General features: G+C 33.7%; 17 protein-coding genes and 2 pseudogenes. 13 read left to right on the top strand and 6 right to left on the bottom strand.

Annotated features, from left to right (window positions below; translation table 11 throughout):
• Positions 1-668 precede the first annotated feature (668 nt).
• The 4 genes from rpmH to jag all read left to right on the top strand — a co-directional run bounded on the left by rpmH (position 669) and on the right by jag (position 3,119).
• Positions 669-803, top strand: coding sequence for a 50S ribosomal protein L34 (gene rpmH / locus AC4BBR_RS16645; protein WP_010762140.1), 135 nt, complete (start codon positions 669-671; stop codon positions 801-803).
• A 342-nt stretch (positions 804-1,145) separates the two neighbouring features.
• On the top strand, positions 1,146-1,484 hold the full coding sequence (rnpA, locus tag AC4BBR_RS16640) for a ribonuclease P protein component (RefSeq protein ID WP_490460567.1): 339 nt from the start codon (positions 1,146-1,148) through the stop codon (positions 1,482-1,484).
• 15 nt (positions 1,485-1,499) lie between these two features.
• Positions 1,500-2,327, top strand: coding sequence for a YidC/Oxa1 family membrane protein insertase (locus AC4BBR_RS16635; RefSeq protein ID WP_490460566.1), 828 nt, complete (start codon positions 1,500-1,502; stop codon positions 2,325-2,327).
• A 15-nt stretch (positions 2,328-2,342) separates the two neighbouring features.
• Positions 2,343-3,119 (top strand): RNA-binding cell elongation regulator Jag/EloR, encoded by a 777-nt coding sequence (gene jag / locus AC4BBR_RS16630; protein WP_490460565.1) that lies wholly within the window; start codon positions 2,343-2,345, stop codon positions 3,117-3,119.
• Between the two features lie 242 nt (positions 3,120-3,361).
• Here the strand turns inward: jag and AC4BBR_RS16625 are convergent.
• Both AC4BBR_RS16625 and AC4BBR_RS16620 read right to left on the bottom strand, forming a co-directional pair.
• Positions 3,362-3,826: pseudogene (locus AC4BBR_RS16625) on the bottom strand (transposase); the annotation flags it as partial.
• Between the two features lie 893 nt (positions 3,827-4,719).
• Positions 4,720-5,061 (bottom strand): hypothetical protein, encoded by a 342-nt coding sequence (locus AC4BBR_RS16620; protein ID WP_490460564.1) that lies wholly within the window; start codon positions 5,059-5,061, stop codon positions 4,720-4,722.
• 314 nt (positions 5,062-5,375) lie between these two features.
• Here AC4BBR_RS16620 and mnmE point away from each other — a divergent pair, with 314 nt between their 5' ends.
• The 6 genes from mnmE (at position 5,376) to AC4BBR_RS16590 (ending at position 14,361) form a co-directional block, all read left to right on the top strand.
• On the top strand, positions 5,376-6,773 hold the full coding sequence (gene mnmE / locus AC4BBR_RS16615) for a tRNA uridine-5-carboxymethylaminomethyl(34) synthesis GTPase MnmE (protein WP_490460563.1): 1,398 nt from the start codon (positions 5,376-5,378) through the stop codon (positions 6,771-6,773).
• Between the two features lie 13 nt (positions 6,774-6,786).
• Positions 6,787-8,694 carry a tRNA uridine-5-carboxymethylaminomethyl(34) synthesis enzyme MnmG gene (gene mnmG, locus AC4BBR_RS16610; RefSeq protein WP_490460562.1) on the top strand — a complete coding sequence of 636 codons (1,908 nt, stop codon included), beginning with the start codon at positions 6,787-6,789 and terminating at the stop codon, positions 8,692-8,694.
• Between the two features lie 678 nt (positions 8,695-9,372).
• Complete coding sequence (locus tag AC4BBR_RS16605) at positions 9,373-9,813, top strand: hypothetical protein (protein WP_490460561.1); 441 nt, start codon at positions 9,373-9,375, stop codon at positions 9,811-9,813.
• A 1,491-nt stretch (positions 9,814-11,304) separates the two neighbouring features.
• On the top strand, positions 11,305-12,354 hold the full coding sequence (locus AC4BBR_RS16600) for a class C sortase (RefSeq protein WP_490460560.1): 1,050 nt from the start codon (positions 11,305-11,307) through the stop codon (positions 12,352-12,354).
• Positions 12,355-12,389: 35 nt separating this feature from the next.
• Positions 12,390-13,436, top strand: a complete 1,047-nt coding sequence (locus AC4BBR_RS16595) for a class C sortase (protein WP_490460559.1) — start codon at positions 12,390-12,392, stop codon at positions 13,434-13,436.
• Positions 13,426-14,361: a class C sortase gene (locus AC4BBR_RS16590; RefSeq protein ID WP_490460558.1), complete on the top strand. Its 936-nt coding sequence runs from the start codon at positions 13,426-13,428 to the stop codon at positions 14,359-14,361. Before AC4BBR_RS16595 ends, AC4BBR_RS16590 begins: the two co-directional genes overlap by 11 nt.
• Positions 14,362-15,029: 668 nt before the next feature.
• On the opposite strand, the gene AC4BBR_RS16585 is transcribed toward AC4BBR_RS16590, so the two are convergent.
• Complete coding sequence (locus tag AC4BBR_RS16585; protein WP_490460557.1) at positions 15,030-19,331, bottom strand: LPXTG cell wall anchor domain-containing protein; 4,302 nt, start codon at positions 19,329-19,331, stop codon at positions 15,030-15,032.
• A 751-nt stretch (positions 19,332-20,082) separates the two neighbouring features.
• On the opposite strand from AC4BBR_RS16585, the gene AC4BBR_RS16580 reads away from it, so the two are divergent.
• Positions 20,083-21,156 (top strand): bifunctional transcriptional activator/DNA repair enzyme AdaA, encoded by a 1,074-nt coding sequence (locus AC4BBR_RS16580; protein ID WP_490460556.1) that lies wholly within the window; start codon positions 20,083-20,085, stop codon positions 21,154-21,156.
• Positions 21,132-21,588: pseudogene (locus AC4BBR_RS16575) on the top strand (transposase); the annotation flags it as partial. The gene AC4BBR_RS16580 and the pseudogene AC4BBR_RS16575, both read left to right, overlap by 25 nt.
• 394 nt (positions 21,589-21,982) lie before the next feature.
• Here the strand turns inward: AC4BBR_RS16575 and AC4BBR_RS16570 are convergent.
• Positions 21,983-22,267: a hypothetical protein gene (locus AC4BBR_RS16570; RefSeq protein ID WP_490460555.1), complete on the bottom strand. Its 285-nt coding sequence runs from the start codon at positions 22,265-22,267 to the stop codon at positions 21,983-21,985.
• 329 nt (positions 22,268-22,596) lie between these two features.
• Between AC4BBR_RS16570 and AC4BBR_RS16565 the strand changes: the two genes are divergently transcribed.
• The gene (locus AC4BBR_RS16565; RefSeq protein WP_490460554.1) at positions 22,597-22,806 is read left to right on the top strand and encodes a helix-turn-helix domain-containing protein; all 210 of its coding nucleotides are present in this window, start codon (positions 22,597-22,599) and stop codon (positions 22,804-22,806) included.
• A gap of 552 nt (positions 22,807-23,358) precedes the next feature.
• Here AC4BBR_RS16565 and AC4BBR_RS16560 read toward each other — a convergent pair.
• Both AC4BBR_RS16560 and AC4BBR_RS16555 read right to left on the bottom strand, forming a co-directional pair.
• Complete coding sequence (locus AC4BBR_RS16560; protein ID WP_490460553.1) at positions 23,359-23,973, bottom strand: membrane lipoprotein lipid attachment site-containing protein; 615 nt, start codon at positions 23,971-23,973, stop codon at positions 23,359-23,361.
• A gap of 16 nt (positions 23,974-23,989) precedes the next feature.
• The gene (locus tag AC4BBR_RS16555; RefSeq protein ID WP_490460552.1) at positions 23,990-25,258 is read right to left on the bottom strand and encodes a hypothetical protein; all 1,269 of its coding nucleotides are present in this window, start codon (positions 25,256-25,258) and stop codon (positions 23,990-23,992) included.
• Between the last annotated feature and the right edge of the window lie 4 nt (positions 25,259-25,262).

The following is a 25,262-nucleotide window of genomic DNA, read 5'->3' as shown; positions in this document are numbered from 1 at the left end:
ATGGTGACCTCCTTAATATAAGAGTGGAACAAGCCACTTAACTCAGAAAGAGTTGGCTTGTACAGCTAGATAATATACGGTAACAATGTCCTACGTCATTTTAGCTTGTACTGTTGAACATTAAAACTAGGCGTTTGTTACCATAATTATTTTTCAACACGGAACAATTTTTTTATATAAAAAAGTAGAAGAAATATAAAATAGATAAGCAAATAGAATTTTAGCATTTTTTCGGAACTTTTTCCACAGGCAAATTGTGAATTGTGGAAAAAAAATTCACAGAGGGTTATAAACTTATCCACATACAAGAAAAAAACAGTGGATTTCTTTTCGTTATTTTATTTATCCACAACGGATACTGTAAAACAAAACCTTTAGAATCAATTATTTTAGGAAGTTATGCACAGACGAGAAATAAAATGTGCATAACTTTTTAACAACCTGTTTTTTTGTGTAAAAGTGTGGAGGAAACTAAAAATGGAATATGGTGCTTGGAAAAACTATCCACAGGTTATCCCTAAACTTTTTGGTTTTGTGGATAACTTATTTGAGTAAGAAGAAAATTATTTCCTGAAAATTTATTGACAAAACGACCTAATACTAGTTATACTATCAAAGTATGTCTATGTAATGATGGATAGTTATAATTTCAGGAGGTGGAACAAGAGATGAAAAGAACGTATCAACCAAACAAACGTAAACGCCAAAAAGTTCACGGTTTCCGTAAACGCATGAGCACAAAAAATGGTCGCAACGTATTAGCAAGCAGACGTCGTAAAGGCAGAAAAGTTATTTCAGCATAAATGTATGTTGACTTTAAATAACGAATCAAGTTTAAACTAAGAACCCTTTATTATCTTCACAAAGTTATCTGTGGAAATAATAAAGGGTTCTTTGCTTTGAAACACAGAGGCAAAAAATCGGTGAGGTTTCTCCTTTTTCAATTTAAACTATAACGATAGAATCTGTTCACTTTACAAGAAATAAAGTGAAAAAAAACTAAAAAAATGATAAGATAATAAATTAGAGTCACTAATGCCAAAATCTCTGGATATTTTCCCTTAATTTTGAAAAAAAATGACTGAAATATGCTATCATTGTAGAGTGAGTAAAAAAGAAAGATAGAAAGAAACAAAGGGATGCAGATGAAGAAATCCTATAGAGTAAAAAAAGAAAAAGAATTTCAAGCAGTGTTTCAGCATAAACAATCCTGTGCGAACCGAAGATTTGTTGTTTATGTATTAGAAAAACCAGAACAAAAACATTTTCGGGTCGGAATTTCCGTAGGTAAAAAAATCGGGAATGCGGTTGTTAGAAATGCTGTTAAGCGTAAAATCCGTACATCAATCTACCAATTAAAAGACTCAATCAATCCAACGTGTGATTTTATTATTATCGCAAGGCCTGACGTCGATAAGTTGACATCAGAAGAAATTCACCGCAACGTGATGCATGTGTTAAAACTTGCAAAAATTTTGAAATAAGAGAGGAATAGTTTTGTGAAGAAGTATAAACGCCTATTATTGATGGCAGGTTTAGTAACACTTGTTTTCGTGTTGTCAGCCTGTGGAACAGCCCCGATTAACGAGAATAGTACCGGAATTTGGGATCGTTATATTGTCTATTATTTTGCCGAAGCGATCAAATTCCTATCTGTTTCAGCTAATACGGGTATCGGCATCATCCTATTTACATTAGTGATTCGGATCATTTTATTACCGTTGATGCATTTCCAAACGAAAAGCATGCGTAAAACGCAAGAATTACAACCTAAGTTAAAAGCCTTACAAAAACAATATTCATCAAAAGATCCCGAAACACAACGATTATTTCGTGAAGAACAACAAAAATTATATGCTGAAAATAATGTAAATCCTTATGCAGGATGCTTACCATTATTAATTCAAATGCCAATTATGATGGCGTTATACCAATCGATTTCTCGTGTACCAGAATTGAAACAAGGTAGTTTTATGTGGCTGAATTTAGGAAGACCAGATCCGTATCTGATTTTACCGATTTTAGCAGCAGTCTTTACTTTTGCAAGTACCTATTTAACAAGTATGAGTCAAATCGAGTCGAATGCTTCATTAAAAATCATGAACTTCGTGATGCCTGTTATGATTTTTGTAATGGGGATGAGCTTAGCCAGCGGATTATCACTTTACTGGGTAGTTTCTAATGCTTTCCAAGTAGGACAAACATTGGTGCTGAATAATCCATTTAAGATTCGTAAAGAGCGTGCTGAAGCAGAACGACAAGTGAAAGAACGTGAACGAGCATTGAAGAAAGCAATGAATCCTAAGAAAAAAAATAAGAAAAAATAAAAGGAGGTTTTCCAGATGCCGGTATATGAGGGAAACACAATTGAAGACGCAACAACTAAGGGGTTACACGCACTGAATTTGTCAAAAGAAGAAGTAGAGATTAGTGTGATTACAGACGCTAAGAAAGGTTTCTTGGGTTTTGGTAAAAAGCTTGCTCAAGTATCAATCGAACCTACTGTTAGTGAACAAATAGCAGAGTCAGTTGCAGAGACCGTTGAAGAGGTCATTGTGACAGATGAGGAAGTAAAAGTAGAGACAACTGTTGAAGGATTGTTTGCTACTAAAACATCAGATTCTGATTCCTCAGAACTAAAAGTCTTGGAAAACCTAGAAGATGAAGAAGCGATTACTGAATTAGGGATGTATTTAACAACGATTTCAAAAGAATTAAATGCACCAGCTTTAGTTCGTTTAGAACGTAAAGAGGGATTGTTGATTTTTAACTTAGATACGGATAAACAAGGAATCTTGATCGGAAAACACGGAAGAGTCTTAAATGCATTGCAATATTTAGCGCAAGTTTTTGTCCATCGTGTAGCGATGAACAAATTGTCTGTTGTGGTAAATGTTGGTGATTATCGCGAAAAGCGTCAAGCAATTTTACAGCGTTTAGCAGAAAGAACAGCAGAAAAAGTCAAACAAACTGATCGTCCTGTTTTTCTAGAACCAATGCCGGCATTTGAAAGAAAACAAATTCATTTTACCTTGAGTAAAGATGATCATATCAAAACGCATTCAGAAGGCGATGAACCTTACCGCTATTTGGTTGTTGAACCTGTGAAAAAATACTAGTAAATAATGAGGCCGAGACAAAAGTGTTTATTCGGATTTAGAGCGTGGGACAAAACTGATCGTTCGTTTTGTCCCACGCTCATTCCTACGATTAGTTAAGTAGAAAATAAAGAAAGAATGAAAGGTCTTTTAATCGTTTGTAAACAAAGAGAGTATTTTAGAATAAAGTCCACAATAAATACCCCTGATGAGTCTATATTTTTTTCAATCAGGGTATTATAATCAACTCATAAGCCATTGCCTTATTGGCCCTTAGAGACCGTGTACGCATAGTCGTACTTTGTCTCGTTCTTAACCATAGAATAGAGGCACTTTAGTAGTTTGTTCATACAGGCTACGGTCGCAACCTTATCCTTCTTGGGTAGAGGTTGCGTTTTTAATTTGTAATAGTAATCTACAATATGATTTGAAGCGGCAGCTTGTTGGCGAATCATATTTTTCACGGTGAAATAAAGGATTTTCCGAGCTTTGGGGTTTCCACGTTTATTGATATGGTCTTGGGCAAGGTATTTCCCTGATTGATACCTACGGGTATCAATTCCCACAAAAGCATTCACTTTCTTATGATTTTCAAATCGGCGAATATCTCCAATTTCACCAATGAGTAAAGCGGCAGACACTTCCCCAATGCCTGGAACACTTTGGTAAAGATCAAACTCCGATAATGGTTTGGTTTGTTCAATAAGCTGCTTAGACAAGGTTTCCTTATTTTAAAATGACAGTGAAGGAGACCGTTTTTTTGTAGGGACTCGAAGTCCATGAGCGTGTGGTCGATCTTCCTTTCACCCCTTACTATAACCCTAAAAACAGGAAAATAGAGGGTAAACTTATCCGTCGATGAGCTTACTCTCTAATCTTAGTATGTTTTTTATATCGTAAAATGAAATTTATAAAAATTATAAACTTAGAGAATTATTATTTTATTTGGGTTGACAAAAGGATTGGTTAAAACATGTATTAAAGTTCTGGGCGTTTTGTACTGGACTATAAGATTAGATAGTGAAAGGAAGGGGTTAAGCTGAAGAAAGTATATATGATAGTTATCTTGATCGTTTTTTTTAGCGCAATTTCTATATTATTTTTTTCTCAAAAAAGGCCTGAAACAGTTATCTGTAAAAAGAAAAGCCCAAATACAATTGGTATGATAAAGAATTGAACAAAAAGACCTTATCATATAAAAAATAATACTTTTTACATTGATAAGAAAAAGCTAGATATTATTAATATTTCAGATAAGTATTTGGCAACAAATGATTCTATTGAAAATATAGAATATAGATTTACTTTAGAAAACAAAACCAATTACATGTCTATAGATCGACTTAGTGGTAAATGCACCAATAAAACCTATAAAATTAATAGAAATACCTTGATGTAACAACAAAACCTCATAAATATGACATAAATTTATGAGGTTGGGACAAAAGTAAAAAGCATTTTTGCCTCCCGCTCTAAGACCGAATAAACGGTGGTGCAAAAGCAGCTGCTAATCACATCAAATTCTAAGTGCTTTAGCTTTTAGAATTTGATGTGATCGGAAATAAGTCGAAATTTATCGGAGCTAAACACTTTTGTTCCAACCTCATTTCATTTTATTTACTTATCCAATTGTTGTCTGTGTAAACTGAACCACAGTCCCATAAGCCAAAATTTCCACGACCCATTTCCCTTGATACTCTACATATTTTTCTTCAAAATGACAATTGATCACAGCATCTGCTTCATATTCAAATGCGATCACTTTTAGCTGGCGGTAAACACCGCTGAATACATCATTTGGATTAACCTCTGGCGAAAATAAATCCGTCTCGATTCGATCTGTCGCAAAAATAATATCCCGAACAATGTATTTTTTATTGACATTTCCTGTAGATAATGTGATTCCATTTAAACGATTTTCTAGTTCTTGTTCATTAAATTCATCTTTTTTTACTCGTTTCATTTTAGGAAACCTCCTTGCTTTAGTAAGTTTATTTTAAAGATAAACTAGAAGAAATGCAAAGTTAAAGAACACTTCTAGCAAATAAACAATGTTGCGAAAAAAACGAAAATATGCTATCCTATGTCAAGAAATTAATAGGAATTGATGCAGTGAAAGTGCTAGATCCAACCTGAAAAAATAGAGGTGGAGTGGGCGCTTTTTTTGTAGCCAAAAATCGATTTATACATAGTTTTTTAAATAATATGAGATGTTAAACGTAGTAATTATTACGCAAAAAATAGCTCAATCCATTTACGAAAGGAAGTTAGTCAAACATGCAACAAATAACATTAGAATTTGATACAATCGCTGCAATTTCAACGCCTCCTGGCGAAGGCGCAATCAGTATCGTTCGTTTAAGTGGTGATGAAGCGATTGATATCGCAAATAACGTCTATCGCTCAGGTAGTAAACAATTGCTAGAGGTGCCCACGCATACTATCCATTATGGACATATTTTTGATCCGAAAGATGATCGTTTGCTAGATGAAGTAATGGTTTCTGTCATGCGAGCACCAAAAACATTTACTAGAGAAGATGTCGTTGAAATCAACTGTCACGGTGGAATTGTAGTGGTGAATCAGTTATTACAGCTACTATTAAAAGAAGGGGCACGTTTAGCTGAACCTGGAGAATTTACCAAAAGAGCTTTTTTAAATGGTCGAATGGATTTGTCTCAAGCAGAAGCTGTAATGGATTTAATTCGAGCAAAAACGGATCGAGCAATGCATGTAGCCTTAGATCAATTAGATGGAAATTTGTCTTCTTTAATTCGCTCTCTAAGACAAGAAATTTTAGAAACATTAGCTCAAGTTGAAGTGAACATCGATTATCCTGAATACGATGATGTAGAAGAGTTGACGACAAAATTACTTCTTGAAAAAGCTGGATTTGTCAAAGCTCAGATCGAAGGATTATTGACGACAGCAAAACAAGGGAAAATCTTGAGAGAAGGCTTAAGTACAGCCATTATCGGTCGTCCGAATGTAGGGAAATCGAGTTTATTAAATCATTTATTACGTGAAGAAAAAGCGATTGTAACAGATATTGCTGGAACGACGCGTGATGTCATCGAAGAATATGTCAACGTCCGTGGTGTACCATTGAAATTAATCGATACAGCAGGAATTCGTGAAACAGAAGATATTGTGGAACGGATCGGCGTAGAACGTAGCCGTAAAGCGTTAGCTGAATCTGATTTGATTTTGCTAGTTCTGAATCAAAATGAGCCGTTAACAGATGAAGATCGTCAATTGTTAGCAGCGACAGACGGGTTAAAGCGCGTGATTTTACTGAACAAAATGGATTTACCTTCTCAATTAGATCGAGAAGAATTAAAAAAGCTCGTGAAAGATGAAGAAATTTTACCCGTATCAGTTTTGTCTAATACAGGGATGGAACAACTAGAATTAAAAATTGCAGACTTATTTTTCGGTGGTCAAACTGGGGAAAAAGATGCAACCTACGTATCCAATACCCGCCATATCGCATTACTAGATCAGGCAGCTATAGCGCTGGATGAAGTAATTCGAGGAATCGAAGCTGGAATGCCAGTCGATCTAGTTCAAATGGATATGACTCGCTGCTGGGACTTTTTAGGAGAAATCGTTGGTGACAGTGTTCAGGATGAATTAATCACGCAATTATTTAGTCAATTTTGTTTAGGAAAATAGAGAGGAAGAGTCGATGAATCAATTTAAAGCAGAATCTTATGACGTAATTATAGTCGGAGCAGGCCATGCCGGTTCAGAAGCAGCCTTAGCATCCGCTCGCATGGGCAGTAAAACCTTACTTTTAACAATCAATTTAGATATGGTCGCCTTTATGCCATGTAACCCATCTGTGGGAGGTCCAGCAAAAGGAGTCGTCGTTCGAGAAATCGATGCATTAGGTGGTGAAATGGGTCGTAATATAGACAAAACATACATCCAAATGCGGATGCTAAACACAGGAAAAGGTCCGGCCGTTCGCGCGTTGCGTGCCCAAGCAGACAAACACGCTTACGCAACAGAAATGAAGCATACAATCGAGCGTACGGACAACTTATCGTTACGCCAAGGAATCGTTGAACGCTTGATCGTAGAAGATGGTATTTGTAAAGGGGTTACCACAACAACAGGGGCACAATATCAAAGTAAAGCAGTAATCATTACAGCTGGAACAGCACTTCGTGGTGAAATCATTATTGGTGAACTAAAATATTCTTCTGGACCTAACAATTCATTGCCATCAATCGGCTTAGCAGAACATCTGAAAGAATTAGGTCTTGAAATTGATCGTTTTAAAACAGGCACACCGCCTCGCGTAAAATCAAGTACAATTGATTATTCTGTGACAGAAGAACAACCAGGCGATGAACAACCGAATCATTTTAGTTTCAGTACGCCGGATGATGCGTATAATTTAGACCAACGCTCTTGTTGGCTGACTTACACAAATGAAGGAACCCATGAAATCATTCAAGACAACTTGCATCGTGCACCGATGTTTACCGGAATTGTTGAAGGCGTTGGCGCTCGTTATTGTCCATCGATCGAAGATAAAATTGTTCGATTTGCTGATAAACCACGCCACCAACTATTCTTAGAACCTGAAGGGGTGAATACAGAAGAAGTCTATGTTCAAGGACTGTCCACCTCGTTACCAGAAGATGTCCAAACAGATATCTTACATTCGATTGCTGGTTTAGAAAAAGCTGAAATGATGCGTACAGGTTATGCGATCGAGTACGATGTGGTTGTGCCACACCAATTACGTCCAACATTAGAAACAAAAGTCATTGAAGGTTTATTTACAGCAGGCCAAACAAATGGTACTAGTGGTTATGAAGAGGCGGCTGGACAAGGGTTGATTGCAGGAATCAATGCTGCGTTAAAAGTTCAAGAGAAAGAGCCCTTTGTGATGAAACGTAGTGATGGTTATATTGGTGTTATGATTGATGACTTAGTTACCAAAGGAACGAATGAACCTTATCGTCTGCTAACATCCAGAGCTGAATATCGTTTAATTTTACGTCACGATAATGCGGATTTACGTTTAACAGAAAAAGGGTATAAAATCGGTTTGGTTAAAGAAAAGCAATATAAAGCTTATCTTGAAAAGAAACAAGCAGTGGAAGCAGAAATTGCTCGTTTAAGTTCAGTTAGAGTGAAGCCTACAGCGGACGTACAAGCATTTTTAGAAGCGAAAGGATCAGTCCCTTTAAAAGATGGCGTCTTAGCCAGCGATTTCTTAAAACGCCCAGAAATGACGTATCATGAAGTAACACAATTTATCCCAGCATCTGAGGTAGCACTAGGTGATAAGGTCATCGAACAAGTAGAGATACAAATCAAGTATGAGGGCTACATAAAAAAAGCATTAGACAAAGTCGATAAACTAAAACGAATGGAAGCAAAACGAATTCCAGAAAATATTGACTATGAAGCAATCAACGGATTGGCAACGGAAGCGAAACAAAAACTACAAAAAATCCAACCAGAAACGATAGCCCAAGCAAGTCGAATTAGTGGTGTGAATCCAGCAGATGTATCGATTTTGATGGTTTATATTGAACAAGGGAAGATAGCAAAAACCACTTCAAAAAGTGAGTGATAAAAAGGTTTCAACTCGTTCAATATAAACAATCATATTTTTGAATACGGTAAGGAATGATTACAGGATATTGGGAAGGGCTCAAGAAGAACAGAAAACATCAGCGGAGACGGGAAACGTATAGGCACCTTCACCACTGTCGGCACAGACGAGGACGGAAGCTCTGCTATTGTAGGTAACTTTAGTGAGCTGCGGATGTAATAATGTAATACTAGAAGTGTCTGGGACTAGCGCAGAGGTATTTGACACCGTAGAATACGCAAAAAAAGCCGACTTTTAAATGATTCTCGATCCTCATCTTGTTGTGTTAGACGGAATTAAAGTAGAAACAAGAAGCCTTATCATTATCGAGAAGGCTTTTTTTGCATAGCCCCCCTTCCCCAAAAAGTAAATTTGTGAGGTTGAGGGGGAACGGTGCAGCCCGTAACTTCTATATTTCTCGTTTTTCAATTTTTTGAAAATGGACATTTTATAGCTTTAAACGCTGATATAACGGTATTTAACTTTAAAAAAGACCAGAAAATTGTAGATTTCAAAATATTAGTGTACCCATACTTTTATCAGTCAGAGTCATTCTAAATTTATTTTATAAAGTTTTTTTCATACATAGTATTTATTTATGATATAATCATTATGTTAAATTTTTATTTATAATTATAAGAAAAGGGGTTGTTTGTTATGTTAGTTGAAAAAATTAAAGATTTAGTAAATAATGGGGAATGGTTAAAAATAATTATTATGGTTATTATAATGTTAGTTTTATTAATTTTATTAATTTTTGGAATTGAAAAATTGATATTATTAGTACTATCAAAAATTGATGATAGCAAAAATTATGATGAAGATAAATTACTAAAGCAAGTATTAAAATTAAAAGGAAAGAAAAATAAACAAAAACATCAATGGCAAAGAGATAAAAATACTGGAGAGTTGTATTATTGTACTGAGTACTGGTGCTGGCAATATAATAAAGCAAACGTATTGTCTGGAATATTTGAACGGAACATGAAAATTGATTTTACAGATAACACAGTTATTAGAGTTGCAGAAACGGATAAGTTAAATAAAAAAAATAAAGTTCGTAGATATAGAAAAGAGTTTCGTGTCTATTTTGAATGAATATTACTATAATACCCCCAGCTAACTGTTATAATTGAATACGGTTTTCAAAATACCATATAATCAAATTTTCCCACAGGTTTATTTTGTTTTGCTTCGGCCACTTTGAAAAATGTTTTTTCACTTTTTCAAGGATATTATTTGAATAAGCGTTCTATATAAACTGGTTTTTCTTACAAAATAACGAAAGACTGAACACCACATTATAGTTGAAATTTTTTTCTCTTATTACAAAGAGCGAATGTTTCTTTGATAATGTGGTTTTTGTCTCTTGAAAAATTGGTTTGTCGTTTTGTAGTTCAGCAAGTGCTTTGTTCTCATAGATAGTTCGATTATTAGAATCAATATCTTTCCATTGTCTTATTTTTTCGTAAACCAGCGAACCCAAGTAGTCGGAAAATATAAAAATATGTTTATCATTTTAATGTGTTAAATAATCAACTTCGCAAGAGTAGGATTTGAGCAAAAGGATCTAAATATAATTTAAAGTAAAATGAACTTACAGAATATTCAGAATAATATTGGCAATTATGTTATTTTTATGGTATTTTTTTAACAAATAGGTATTAAAAAAAGCATCGTATCTATAAAAGCTTAGATTGTTATGGTATTTATTAAAATAAGGGGGAGGATAATATGATCTTGATTGAAATTTTGATTGCTTTAGCACCAGTTATTGCTAGTATCTCTTTTGCGTTCATGTTAAAAAATAAAAAGCTAGCTAAGAAAATAGGATAAATTTAGATTTATATGAGTGATTTTGTAGAAGTGAATGTATTGAAAATAATTTGGCCGTGGTAATTGAGACTTTTGTTAGAAAAATACCTATAAGGTGTTTAATAACTTAAACATATGTAAGAACTAACTAGAGCTAAACGTATAAATAAAATTTTTCTCAATATATTTTCAAAAAATTATAGTTCCTTGGTTGAAAAATAGATAATCATCAGGGGTATTTGTTGTGGGCGTCATTTCAAAATACTTTATCAATGTAAAAACAATTTAAGGATCCTTGCTTAATTCTTTATTTTCTATTTGTGTCAATCGTAAGAACGCTCCTGCGACACTGATTGAGCTAAAATCCGATACTATTAGCCAATCTGATTTAGTTTTGTTTACGGTTGTCCTGAAAAATCAAGATAAAGTGAAACGATAAATAAATATATCTGTCGAATTATACGACAGATGTTAAAAAATATAAATATAGATTTCAATATATGATGTATCTAGGATAGAAAATAAGCTTTGTAGTGTTTGATAAAGGCATTTTTTATGTCATTAATTGTAACAAATAACAATTAAACATGTTTGATAAAAGGTTAGGATCTAGTGACGTTGCTTTAGCTCTCACCTTTTATCTGGATTCCTTGTGACTGGGGTATAACTCGCAGAGTTATGGTCCAGTCACTTTTCTAAAATAATTGACCTGAGTTTTTCAAAAGAGAGCAAAGCTTGAAAGATTCAATCAATTATTTTGAAAAAAAAAAGTAGGTGACTCTTATTTATAAAAAAATAGTACAGCATAAAAAACTACTTATTATTTTTGTTTTATACATAACAGGATTTAGTTTTTTAGCTTATCCATTTGCTAGTAATACTTATCATCAATGGGTTCAAAAAAGTGTGACAAAAGAATATCAAAAGAACGTGGCTAATAAAGATGAAAAAGAATTGGAAACGATCAGAAAAAAGATAGAAAAGCGCAATGATCAATTAATCGATCAACAATCAGTGATGGGCGAGGAAGATTTTGGCGTAGAAGCTGAAAGAAATGTTCAAAAAGGACTAACATCGCCTAAACGAGAAAAATTAGGTGATGTGATTGCAGTTTTAGATATCCCTAAAATAAACCTAGAACTACCTGTTTATAATGGTACAAACAGTCAGCAAATCTCCAACGGTGCAGGTGTCATGAAAGAAACATCATTACCATTTGGAGGGAAAAGTACGCATTCAGTGATTACCAGTCACCGAGGTCTACCCACTGCAAAACTATTTACCGATTTACCTGAATTAAAATTAAAAGATTTATTTTTTATTAAAATAGCAGGAGAAACCCATGCATACGAAGTGGATCGTGTCAAAGTAATTGAACCAGAGGATTTTAGCGAGTTAGAGGTTGTAAAAGGACAAGATTATGTCACATTACTAACGTGTACACCATACATGGTCAATACGCATAGATTGCTTGTTCGAGGTCACAGAGTAACTCCCTATAAACCCGAATTACATAAAAAAGCGGTAAAAGCTGGACGATGGCATCAACTAAAAAAATTCGCGATCTATACACTTGTAGCTTTAGCAATATTCGCTTTATTCTATCTACTAAAACGATACCGCGATAAAAAACAAAAGCTAAAAGAAAAAGCTGCTCGGGCAGCAAGAAGGCAAAAACAAAGAAGAAATTCTAAAAATACTACACGAAGAAAAATAGACCAATCGCCCCCCAATGGGATAAAAAGAAAAAAGGTCTCTCAAAAAACAACTTTGGATAATAAACAACGTAAGAATAAATTACCAGAAAAAAATAAAAGAAAATAGCTGTTTTTTGTTTAGATGGGAGGGGATGAAAAGTAATGGACAGTAGAGAAAAACAACCAATTAGAAAGAAGAAAAATAACACGTCTTCTCCAAAACGAAAAAAAGTTCGCTCTTCTGAGAAAATGAAAAGTAGTAAGGGAACGGATAAATCAAAAGAACGTCGGCGTAAAACAAACCAATCCAATTCACAAAAGTCTCAAAAAAAAACGCCTTTAAAAAAAGAATTTAATAAACCAAAAAAAAAGAAGAAAAAAAAACTAGCTATCTATATTGTTTATGTACTAGGGTTCATTTTATTTTCGTATCCCTTTTTGAGTAATTGGTACTACAGTCGAATACAAAATAACGTCTCTGAGGAATATCACCAAAGCATGTCGAAAAAAAATGATCAGGAATTATCACAAATGAAGCAAGAAATGCTAGAACATAATAAAAAATTAGCTGATACCAATGCACAGCAAGTATCAATACCAATGCTTGAGAATAATTCAAATTCATTCACAAAAATAGAGAAGGAAACGTTAGGCCCAGTTCTTGCTGTTATTGAAATTCCTAAAATACGGGTTGATTTGCCTATTTACAAAGGAACATCAGATTTTCAATTAAAAAATGGGGCAGGATTACTAGAAGGAACGTCTTTACCTTTTGGCGGAGAAGATAGCCATTCAGTTATTACTGGTCATCGAGGGTTACCTTCGGCTAGATTATTTACAGACTTACCCAAATTGAAATTAAAAGATCAGTTTTATCTTAAAATAGTCGATGAAATTCATGCGTATGAAGTGGATCAAATAAAGGTAGTTGAACCTCAAGATGTGGACGATTTAAAAATTGTTAAAGGACAAGATTACGTTACACTACTGACCTGTACACCATATATGTTAAATACGCATCGCTTATTAGTTCGCGGACACCGTATCCCTTACTCAAAGGATTATCATGAAGAACAAACAACGATTGCAAAACAAAATTATTGGAAAGAAGTTGCTCTATACGCAATTATTTTCTTAGTAATTCTTTGGTTTGTTATGTTTCGAAATTATCTAAAAAAACGGAAAGAAGTGAAAAAAAATGTGGCGTGAGCGATTATCATTGATCTTGTTTTTAATGGGCATAGCTGTGTTTTTAAGTATCCCAGTTCATGGCTTATGGTCAGCTTTAATCAATTCAAATACTATTGAAGCATATGAAGAACAAGTGCTTGATTATCAACGATCGCCAGAACTAGCTGAGGCAATTGAAAATAAGTTAGATGAAGAAAATGTACAGAGTATAGAAGAGCCTTTTGGCAATTCTAATGTTGCTTTTTCAGATCAAAAACTAGCGCTTCCAGAAGAAGCAATCGGTTTTGTTAAAATGCCTAAAATCAATGAAATCATTCCTTTGTATATGGGAGCATCTGATATAAATCTTGCCCATGGTTGCGCGCATATCACAGGAACGGATCTACCCTTGGCAGGAAAAGGAACCCACACTTTTATAGCAGGTCATAGAGGCTATTATGGACCGACGTATTTTTTATATGTTGATTATTTAGTTCCTGGTGATTTAATCTATGTATCCTATTTAGGAAAAGAGGCTGTATATTCTGTCACAGGAAACGAATTAATCGATCCTACAGATGGCGCTAAATTGACAGAAAGAAAACCAAATGAAGAGTGGTTGACTCTTTTGACATGTCATCCATTTCCGACAGCTTTACAGCGACTACTTGTTCACTCTAGGCGTTTAAGCGATGAGGAAATCTCAAGAATCCAAATGGATGAACCGATACAATCGATTGAAAGCACGCACCGTGAACAAGGACAAAATATCGAGAATTTGGACACAATAATCGATTCAAGTATAGAAACAAAAGAAAGTACAGTAGAAGTAAAACCTGAAGGAGTAATGAAAATGATTGGAGAAATTGGTCAACATTCGATTTGGTTGTATATTGGATTGTTAGTTGTTGGTGGAAGTGTGTTCATTTTTTCTTTTTGGCATTTGATAGGAACATGGTTATAAAAAATAAAATATAGATCAAGGTATTTTTGTTTCATGTGAAACATTTAAAATAGATATAGCTACGTAATTTTGAAAGGTGATTTTCGAAATTTTGTAGCTTTTTCTATTAAAAATTTAATTATAGTGATTTGACTTGTTTTAAATTAGAGGGAGAATCTGAATAAATAGAGAAGACACAAGTGTTGTTTGAAATAATGGAGTAACCGAGGAATCTACCCACTATTATGAAATTCTAAAAGAAATTCTGATATTCACCAAACAATCGTAATAAAGAAACCAATTTTTCAACACAAAATAGTCACAATTTCGGGTTATTATATATGTATACCAAACAAACAACCCTAACAAAACACTTTTTCATTTTTTAACTCCTTTTCCCACTCTTCCCCAAAGAGTGGGTTCTTTTGTTGTAAATCACCAAAATTTTAAGGTAAAAAACAGCTGAAGTGATGAGTAACAAGATAGATAAGTAAAAAAGTCAGCATTCATGTTCAGAATCAAAGACTGTGTTTCGATCGTATCGATTTCGAAATAGAAGAACACCGAGAAGCAATCACTTTGATGTTGGGTGATTGCTTCTTCGTGTTTTTTATCATTCTCTTGATTCTCAGTTTATTTTTAGAGATTAAATTCTTAGATGACTTTAGTACTGATCTGAAAACTAGAACTTACTTATTGTGTCTTCCTTTTTTTCTTTTCCAGAAAAGAAGTGATCCAGCTGCTCCAGCCATAAAGGCACCTATTCCTTGTTCTGTCGCAGAAGTTTCTGTTCCTGTATTAGGTAATCTTCTTTCCAAACGAGTATTTGGAAGCTTAGTATTTGATGGATCTAGGACAGTATTTGTTTTAGTACCTGACGTCATAGGAAGTGTCGTTTCTTCTTTTTTCTTAGGAGCTATTAATGGTACAGCAGCTTCAGGTACGTTGCTTGTTATAGGAGCTTCTAACGTTTTAGCTTCTGTTGGTGCAGTGATATCAACTAATTTTTCTACGGGAGGTGTGACGGGATCCACTGCGTCTGGCGCTATAATTTCTGGGATGTTGGGTGTTTCTGCTTTGGGCACGTCTTCAAATTCTTTTGGCTGTTCCAGCGGGTCCAAATCTGCGACTACGTCTAAATCATTTAATTCAACTGGTATTTCAGGTTGAATGCTTTCTTCGGCTTCTTCACTATCCAAGTCCACGTCAGTTACACCTGTTGATTTGCCTGGTTCTGCAACTGAATCTGTTGGTGTTGATGCGTGTTCTTTTGTCAGTGTTGGTAAATGGATCCCTGTGATAGCTAAAATGACTTTTGTAGAAACGGCAGAAGGTTCAGGAGCTGAATTTGTTGGTTCATTTACAGATTCTACTTTTTTAGGTTCATTAATTCCTACAGGTTCTATAGGGGTTACAGGCATATCTGGTACTTTTGGAATTACTGGAGCATTGATTTCTTTGAGTATTAGTGGATCTAAACTTGGATTGATAGGGTCAATACTAAATTCAGGTAATGGAAAAATAACATCTGGATTTTGTCCGACTATAACCCCACTATACTCGCCGCTTTGTCTAAATTGAGTGGTTAACCAACTATGAATTGATAATGGAGAACCTGGTATTTCTGGAAAAGGAGTATTTTTTAAACTGTTAATATTTTCAGTAACAATAGCAGAGGTGAGCGAAAGCATACTTTTTATTGAATTTGGGATAGGATCGCCCATAAAATAAATTTTAACATCGTTACCGGTTTGTTCATTGAAGGTTTCGATTGCCGTTGATAAATCTTTTTGAGCTTGAGCCCACGACGATGCAACACCGTCTAGATAAGTTCCATATTCGGAGAATTTTTTTAAATTTTCTAAGGTTACTTTTTCGTAAGTGTCTACAAATGCATTCCATTCTTCTAATGTCTTCATTTTTTTTAGATTTTCAGTTGAAAATTCTGGCGATATAGGAGTAAAATCTCCGGTATTTAGTGCATTAATAATCGGTTGCCAAACATTTGTGTAGTCATCCTCTGGATCCCAAACATTTCCAATTTGCCATCCAGTAGTGTACTCTTCAAAAGCTTTTTTGTAGTTATCATAGGATTCATAATATTTTTGATAAGCATTTGCTTTATCAATATTTTTTTGCATCATTTCTTCCGAATCTGCAATAAAGTTTATTAGTTTATCTTCAAAATGTTCTGGATCATACACAAAATCATGTTTAATATTTGGTGCGATTGAACTAGCATTGTAGATAACATTTTTTGCTTGATATTCTTCAATGACAGGCCAAAAATCAGTTAAAACAGTCGTTAAATCTTGTTTAGCTACACTATACTTGGATTTCCAAGCAGTTAAAACATCAGTAATATTTGCATAGTTATCTTGTGTAATTTCAGTTGCTGGGAATTCATCAAGAACCTGACTCATACTAGTAATGGCAGCATTGATTACTTTTTTAGCGATTGTGGCTTGTTCATACGCCTTAAGTGCATCTTCATAAGGTTTTGCAGCGGTACTAAAACTTTCTGTTGCAAGAGTATATTTCGTTTTTAAAGTGTTATAGAGTTTAATCGCTACATCATAGTCTTTTTTTAGTGTGGTAAGCTTTCTGTTTGCTGCTTGATAGGCGGTATTGGCTTCAGCCCAAGCTTTGTTTGCTTTGCTATATGCAGTTTTAATATCAAGATATTGTCTATTGAGTTCTGTAAAAGAATCGCTTAAATTTCCATATTCTTCTGAAATAGTTTGATACTCTTTCTCATGTACTGTTTGCTTAGCTTCAACTTCACCTAAAGTAATCACTGCAGCATCGTAAATTTTTAGGGTTTGTTCGTATTTAGTTTTAAGATCAATATAATACGCAGCTAAATCAGAATATTCTTTTTCGCGAAGGACAAAAGTATCTTGAGCTTCCGCAATAACTTCTGCTGCTTGAGTATAAGCTGTTTTTGCATCGGTATATTCTATTTCTAAATTAGAAAATTGCGTTTTAACTTTTTGGTAATTATCCATTGTTTCAGTATATTGTGTTTTTAAAGCGGTGTATTGTTTTTGAGTGGTTGCTAACAATTTTTCTAAATTAGTAAACGTTGTTTGGGCTTTTGAAAGTTCAGACTTTAATTGTGTCAATTCATCTTTGAGCGTTTGATATTCCGGTAATAGTTGATCATATTCATCGCGTGCTCTTTCATATTTTTGGTTAACGGTGTCATAGATTTTACTTGCCTCGATATATTTTTCTTCAATTGTTTCAAAAATTTTCGAGCCATTTGTAAATTGAACTAATATACGATCATAAGATAAATTTAGTTGATCAAATTGTGTTTTTACTTCATTTGATTCTTTTAGTGCCGCTTTATAGGCTGTTTCTGTTTCAGTATAGACATCCATCACATGAGTATAACTAGCACTGATTGTTTGATATTCTTTTTCCAGTTGTTGATAATCACTTTTAGCTTGGTCACACTGTGCTACGAGAGAATCATATTTTTGTTTGATTGCTTGGTAAGAGTCAGCAATTACTTGATACTCACTTGTTGCTGTTTCATAAGCAGTTTGTACTTCTTTAAATTCAGCAGTTAATGAATCTGCTTGTTCTTTCATTTGCTGATAATTCTTGTTTACTTCGTTGTAGCGATTATTATTTTCAGTATAAGCAGCTAAAGCAGTTGAATATTCTATGGTGCCTTCTTCATATTGTTCAAGGATAGCTTGTGCAGTTGTACGCTTTTCATTATAGATAGTCAAATCTGTTTCGTAAGCTACAAGTTTAGCATCGTATTCAGCTTTTTGTTGATCGTACGCTTTTTTAGCTGTTTCATAAGTTTTCGTTTTTTGATCAAAAGCTGTTTTTTCAGTTTCATATAGTGAGCGTTCAGTTTCGTATTGGTTCACTAAAGCTTCTAATTGACTTGTTAATGTATCGTAATTCGTTTTTGCTTCCTCGTATGCTTGTTTTGTTGTTTGATAATCGTCTTTGATTTTGTTATACTCTGCAAGTTTGTTTTCGTAATTACTTATTGAGTTGTTCAAAGTAGATAAACGTTCTTCATACGCTTTTTTTTCTGTGAGGTAGTTGTCTTTCTTTCCATTATATTCAGTTAATAAGGTATTATATTCTTTAAGTGCTTGATCATATTCTGTTTTGACTTTAGTGTAGTCTGTTTGAGCTATTTCAAGCTCTGATTTTAAGGTATCGTATGATGCAGCGGCCAAATTGAATTTTTCCGCTTTAGTATTATAAGTCGCTTTTTTAGTATTATAAGTGTTGAGGAGATCCTCGTAAGATCGTTTTTGTGTGTTATAGTCTGTCAATTGAGAGTTATAGGTCTCTTTCGCTTTGTTATAGGCTGTTTGAGCTGTTCTATAAGCTGTTGCAGCATCTTCATAAATTTTGAGTTTTTTCTCGTAATCAACACGTAAAGTTTCGTATTCCGCTCTTTTTTTCTCTGCCTCTTTGTTTAATGTTTCATACTTCGTTCGTGCATCTAAATATTCGTTTTGCTTGTCAATAAATGTTGATTCTGATTCTTGATAAAGCTGCTGTTCTATTTCGTAAGTCTCTTTAACTTTATTGTAATCATCAATATGTGCTTCATAATCAGATTTGTTTTTTTCATATTTAGCGCAATTTGCTTCATATTTTTTAGTAGCCACTTCAAATTTTGTTAATTGTGTTTTGTAGGTTTCTTTTAATCCATCCAATGTTGTTTTAAGTTCATCTGCCGTTTTATACGTATTATCGGCTTCGCCTTTTAATGTATTATATTCTTTCAATGCTTCGGTGTAACTTGTTTCTATTTTAGTGTATTCATCTTTTGCAGTTAAGTATTCCTGTAACAAAGTATCGTAATCTTTCTCCAAGACTGTTTGATTAGACTGGGTTACCTGATCGATCGTTGTTGCCAATACTTGTACAGAGTTACTTGCGGAGATGAAAAGCGTACTTGAATACAATAAAAATTTAAACGAACCTTTTTTCCATGAATCATTCATTGATATACACACTTACCTTCCTTTTTTTGTGGTGTTCATATAGTAAAAATATAGAACCTTTAAGAGGCTTATATTTTCACAAATGTAATTATACAATATTTTTAAGTGATTTATTTATCATAATTTTCAGCGTAATTCTAATTTTTTGATAAATAATGATAAAGGATACGTTTTACAAATATAGAAATTACTTCGAAGAAGAGGCAGATTTTCCTGGGAATTGGTGAGAATAGCTTTTGGAAAAAGTAATTGAGCTATCTTTAAAAGTAGTAGAAATATGTAGTTTTCCTCTTTTTTTTAATTAAAATATTTTAATAATTAAATATTTAAAAAAGTTTTATCATCATTTCGCCAAACAATCATACAAAATAAACCGAAATTTCAACACAAAATAGTCATAAATTCGAGTTATTATGTATGTATACCAAACAACCCTAACAAAACACTTTTTCATTTTTTAACTCCTTTTCCCACTCTTCCCCAAAGAGTGGGTCTTTTTTTGTCATTAAAAAATTGATGTTCATTTTTCGACAGAACGTTTTATAAACTTCTAGTACGCTAAAGAGGTACAATGAGAGGATAAATGATCGCTGAATAAAAATGAATTAGCGCAATTCAGAAATGTGCTCAAAAAATAGGTCACTAGATTCAAAGTCTATGAATAATAGGAATCGCTGGTGTTTTTTCGGTATATTTTATACGTTATTTCTGGCTCATTTGACTCAGAATGAAGTGAAAAGGAGAATGTCTTGTGTTCAACGAAAAAGAAAAAAAACGCTATTATCAAGCTTTATTGGCAAAAGATTCAAACTATGATGGAATTTTCTTTGTCGGTATCAAATCGACTGGTGTTTTTTGCCATGCAACTTGTCCGGCAAGAAAGCCAAAATATGAAAATTGTACTTTTTATGAAACTGCAGAAGAAGCGCTCTTATCAGGATACAGACCTTGCAAACGTTGTAAACCGTTATCCTATCCAAGGGAAATCTCGCCTTTGGTTCAGCAGATGGTAGAATTAGTCGAAAAGTTTCCAGAGAAACGCTGGAAAGACCAAGATTTTGCTGAATTAGGCATTCACTCGATGACCGCTAGAAGACAATTTAAAAAAGTTTATGGAATGACGTTTGTTCAGTATGCGCGTTCAAGAAGGATGGGTCTGGCTTTGAAATCGATCAAAAATGGTGAAAAACGGATCAATACTCAGTTAGATACAGGCTATGATTCTTCTAGTGGATTCTATGACGCTTTTTCTAAAATCATGGGTAAAAATCCGAAGCAGTCGAAAGATATCCAGATATTATCTGCTGATTGGATTGATACTATTCTGGGTCCGATGATGAGTATTGCAGATGATGAGTACTTATATTTGCTGGAATTTGTCGACCGCCGAGGGTTGGAAAGGGAAATTGAGCGGTTGCGAAATAGAATGAATGCGTCAATTGTTCCAGGTGAAACGAAGATTAATAAACAGATCAAAGAGGAATTGGGTTTGTATTTTGGGAAGAAGTTGGACGGATTTCAAACGCCGTATCGTTGTTTAGGATCAGAATTTCAAAAAAGTGTTTGGCAAGCTTTGGCGAAAATTAAGCGTGGTGAAACGTCTTCTTATAAAAAGTTGGCAACTTTTATTGGATGTCCAAATGGGATGCGAGCGGTTGGCAATGCGAATGGCGCAAATCAGTTGGCAATCATTATTCCTTGTCATCGGGTGATTCAGACGAATGGTAGTTTAGGTGGATATGGCGGTGGTGTGGAGCGGAAGAAATGGTTGTTGGGACATGAACGGAATTGGGGAATACCGGAGCGAAAAAATATCGACACTTGAAGAAATACTGGAAACTTCTTCAAAAAAATCAATCGAAGCTTGATTTTGAAAAACGGCTTTGGCGTTCTTCATTTCGTACCTATTTAACTGAAACTGAACTCGTTGATTGACTACTTGCGTATGATAACGAGTTGAAAATGGGCTACACCTGTTATCAGGACTTTCTTTATGCTATACAGACAAGGGATTTCGCTTGGTTTTACGCACTATTAGAGGAAGGTTTCCACTGTCTCCCTACTTATTACCAAACGACTATTGGTACTGGTCCAAAATGAAATTAAACATGCCCTAGAATTGCCTTATTCTAATGGACCACTGGAATGTCTAAATAACCATATTAAGGTGTTGAAGAGAAATGCTTACGGGTTTCGTAATTTTTACAATTTCAAGTTGAGAATTTTTTTATGTTTTGGCACTATTCTTTTCAAGTAAATAAAAAGTGACTGGGACATAACTGATCTTTCGTTTGGTCCCACGCTCTAAATCCGAATAAATGGCGAGAAAAAAGCAGCGACTACGCTTCGCTCCGATCACATCAAATTCTAAGTGCTAAAGCACTAAGTTTTGAAGGCTTCGGAAATAAGCTGAAATTGCTGTGAAACACAGCGAGGTACGAGCTGATGTAGAATAGTACCTACTTGGTCATAAAAATTTAAAAAGCAATTTTCGTGAATTCCCTCTTATTTCTTGGAGCTAAACGCTTTTGTCTCGGCCTCCTCATACTAATTGATTTAATTCTTTAGATTTTCTTCACCAACATCAGTTGACAAAGAGCCATAATTACTCAAAATAGTAACTTTTGACTTTGGGAGATAAAAGGGGGGGCTTATATTGTTTCTTTTCGTTGTAATTCTTCCATCTGCGTATTAATTTTTTTTGAAAGTTGGTAAAAGTCATTGTGAAAATTAGTGAATAGTTTAGCGCATACATAGTATTCACTTATCACTTTTTTCTTATTTAGAGGTTGTGGATTATTGTTAAAGAATTGGTGTAGTAAATCCAAAACAAGATTCCACGAGTCAAGTTGTTCTAGAGTGTTACCTAAAGATTGAATGTTTTTTGAAGCATGATTATTTTTAGTAGTGCTAGTTAATGGTTTGATAGTATTCATTGTGATTCTCCTTTAAATTTTTTTGGAGAATTTCTTAAATGTATGATATACTCAACTTGTCTGGGTAGAGTTTTAGTTTAAGAAATTCGTTTCTTAATCGTTAAAGCTCTGCTTCTTTTTATTTATAGTCAACCCTCCTTTTTATTCGTTAAAAAGAATTTAATATTCGCTTTAATGAATATATAGTACCGTAAACAGAATGTTTCGTCAATGGTTTTATTTCGTTTTCGGTATTTTTTGTTCAGTTAAACGAATTTATTGTGTTGACTGTAGAACAGCTACATTTTATACTGAGGATATAGTTAGTAGAAAACGGGAGGTTAAGGCAAATGCCGATAATTTATAATCGTTTGTGGAAGTTATTGATAGATAAAGAAATGACAAAAACACAGTTACGTAAAGAAATAGGGATAGGAACGGCTACGTTAGCGAAGCTCTCTGCGAATGAAAAAGTATCGATGGATGTTATTGAGAGGATTTGTGTGGCTCTTGATTGTCAGCCAGGGGATATTATGGAGTTTGTTTCTGAGAAGGAATAGGTGTTTAAAATAAAAACCGTTGATTATCTAACATTTGGTAAGATAATCAACGGTTTTTTAGCCATTTTTTAGAATAAAATTTAGCTGTTTCTATTCACTTTTTTAAATAATTGTGAGTAGTGATAATGATGGATATACAAGAGAGAACTAATAGAACTCCAATAATATCTATCTCTATTGAATAACTGTGTTTTTTAATTATGATAGAACTCACAAAAATAGTAGATAGTAATAAAAGACATGCTTTCCAACGTTTTGGATTTTTTGCCTGAGAACTCAATAAGTAAAGACTAACTGCACACTGTAGGATAACTAGCACTAAATATAAACTTTTATTCATAGGTTCATAGTAATATATGATCGAGCTTTTACCAGTAATAAGTGTTTTTATTAAAATATATAAAGTAGTTGCTATTTGAAAAAAAATAGTGTATTTGATTGTTTTTTCTAAATAGTATCCTTTGATTGGATCTATAAACATGCTATACTCCTTAGTTTTTTATTACAAAAAAATGATGAAAATTATTTACGATCGAAAGTAATATAGAATAGTTATTTATTAGATTCTTCAATTCCATCTTTATAACTAATCATAATATTATTAACTTCTATTTTATTTAAATCTTCTCCAAAGTAGGAGTCCTTTTTAGGAGATAACGTAATGTTTTTAGCTCCTAAAAAAATAGGTACAATAGTTTTAGGAGAAATTATCTCATCATTGATTTTCTTGTAGTTATAAGGATAATCTCCTTCATCCCCTCCATCAATTGTAGTTAAATCTAAACGGTATTCGAAAGAAATATTTTCGATTTCTCTATCCGTATTGTTCACCAAATACATTAATGTAATGAACATTTGATTTTCTTTATCATAAGTTCCCCCGTACATAATTGTAGAAATTGGTAAATCTTGTACCTCTATTTCTTTTTGATTAAATAGAAATTCTTCCATCTTTTTTGAATCTTTAACAAGAGCATCATCATATATCTTAGGAATAAAAAATTTATATTCTTGTAAATTTATATTTTTACGTTCTGTATCCATAGAACTCTCCTTAATTTGATATTTTGCGGCAACACTATCCCATGTAGAATCGCTACTGCTTTTATTATCTTGACAAGCAGTCAAAATTACTAGCCCACTTATTAACAAAACTATTTTTTTCATGAGTTTCCCCCAACCTTTAGAATGTAAAATCTTTTGTTGTTTCAGTTCTAAAATCTTGATCCTCTATTTTACCCTCTAGCTTACCAGTTATTCCTACTCCACCTTCAGCGCTTGCTTTTTGCTTGTGTTTATTCACTTCCACACTAGCACCGCCTTTAGCACCAACACCAAGATTACCGTTAATAGTAACATTTTTGTCAGTCCATGGAATTCTAATAGTTATTAAATCTGATTGAATATTGACAATATCAGCACCTATCTTGGCTTCGGCGGCAAGACCGGCATTAGTACCTTGTGTATTTATGTTAGTACTTATGTTTAAATAACCTTTTGCCACCTCTACCTGAGTATTTTTAATCATTTGTACCTTACCATCAGCACTTTCAATTAAAGGAATACCATTTTGCAAAAATTCTGCCATAACAACTTTCATACCACCTTCAAAACCAAAACTAATAGTTCCAAAGTCTTTATTTCCCAAGGTTGTTTTACCATTTTTTCTACTGGCAATAGTAAAGTCAGTATTGATGTCTCCATTTTTTTTCGGAAAACTGACTTTCCCAAATAATATATCAAAATCTGATTTTGTAGTTTCGACTCCATTAACAATATATTTTCCATCTTTAGTTATAGTTACTTCATACTTCATTCCTTTAGTGGTTATTTCTAAAGTATTGCAATTTTTAAATAATGATTCTGCTAATAGTTTAATTTGTTCCGGAGTCATTGCATCTCCGTACTTATCTCTAATTATTTTTTCAATTTCTTTTGGGGTTAATAGCTTCGGTGCACCAGCTTCTATTGCATCTTTTACTGCTGAACCTATTTCTTCGACTTTCTTTTTCATTATAGATGGTATTTTAGCTGCTTGTTCCATTCTAATTTTAGAAAATTTCGAACCAAAATCAGGTGAATTAGTGCTATTCTGGCTTATCAATTCAGTATAACTGGTTGATAGTTTAGCTAACATTTCCAGTTCTTCAATTCTAGAGGTAATTCTCATACTGGTTGTCTCTATTTGTGCATATTCCTCCAAAATAGTGTCTAAATTTTTCTTTATTTTATCTCCTAAAGTTGTAAAACTTTGATTGATTTCTGTTTGTCCTTTACCTGCTCCTCTTAATTCACCTATTGTTACAACAGAATATTTTGCTGATAGTTTATCTATCTTCTTAATAGGAGAATCAGTGTTTGTAATAAAACTAGTTGCTTCTGTGATGAACTTATCCACCTCGCTCTTTCGTGTAGTAACTCCAGAATTGGTAATTATCCTATTTTGTGCCAAATGT

This window comes from Enterococcus sp. AMC1251 (assembly GCF_058216535.1).
The sequence above is the reverse complement of the archived record's forward strand: the minus strand, read 5'-3'. Positions and strand labels throughout refer to the sequence as shown.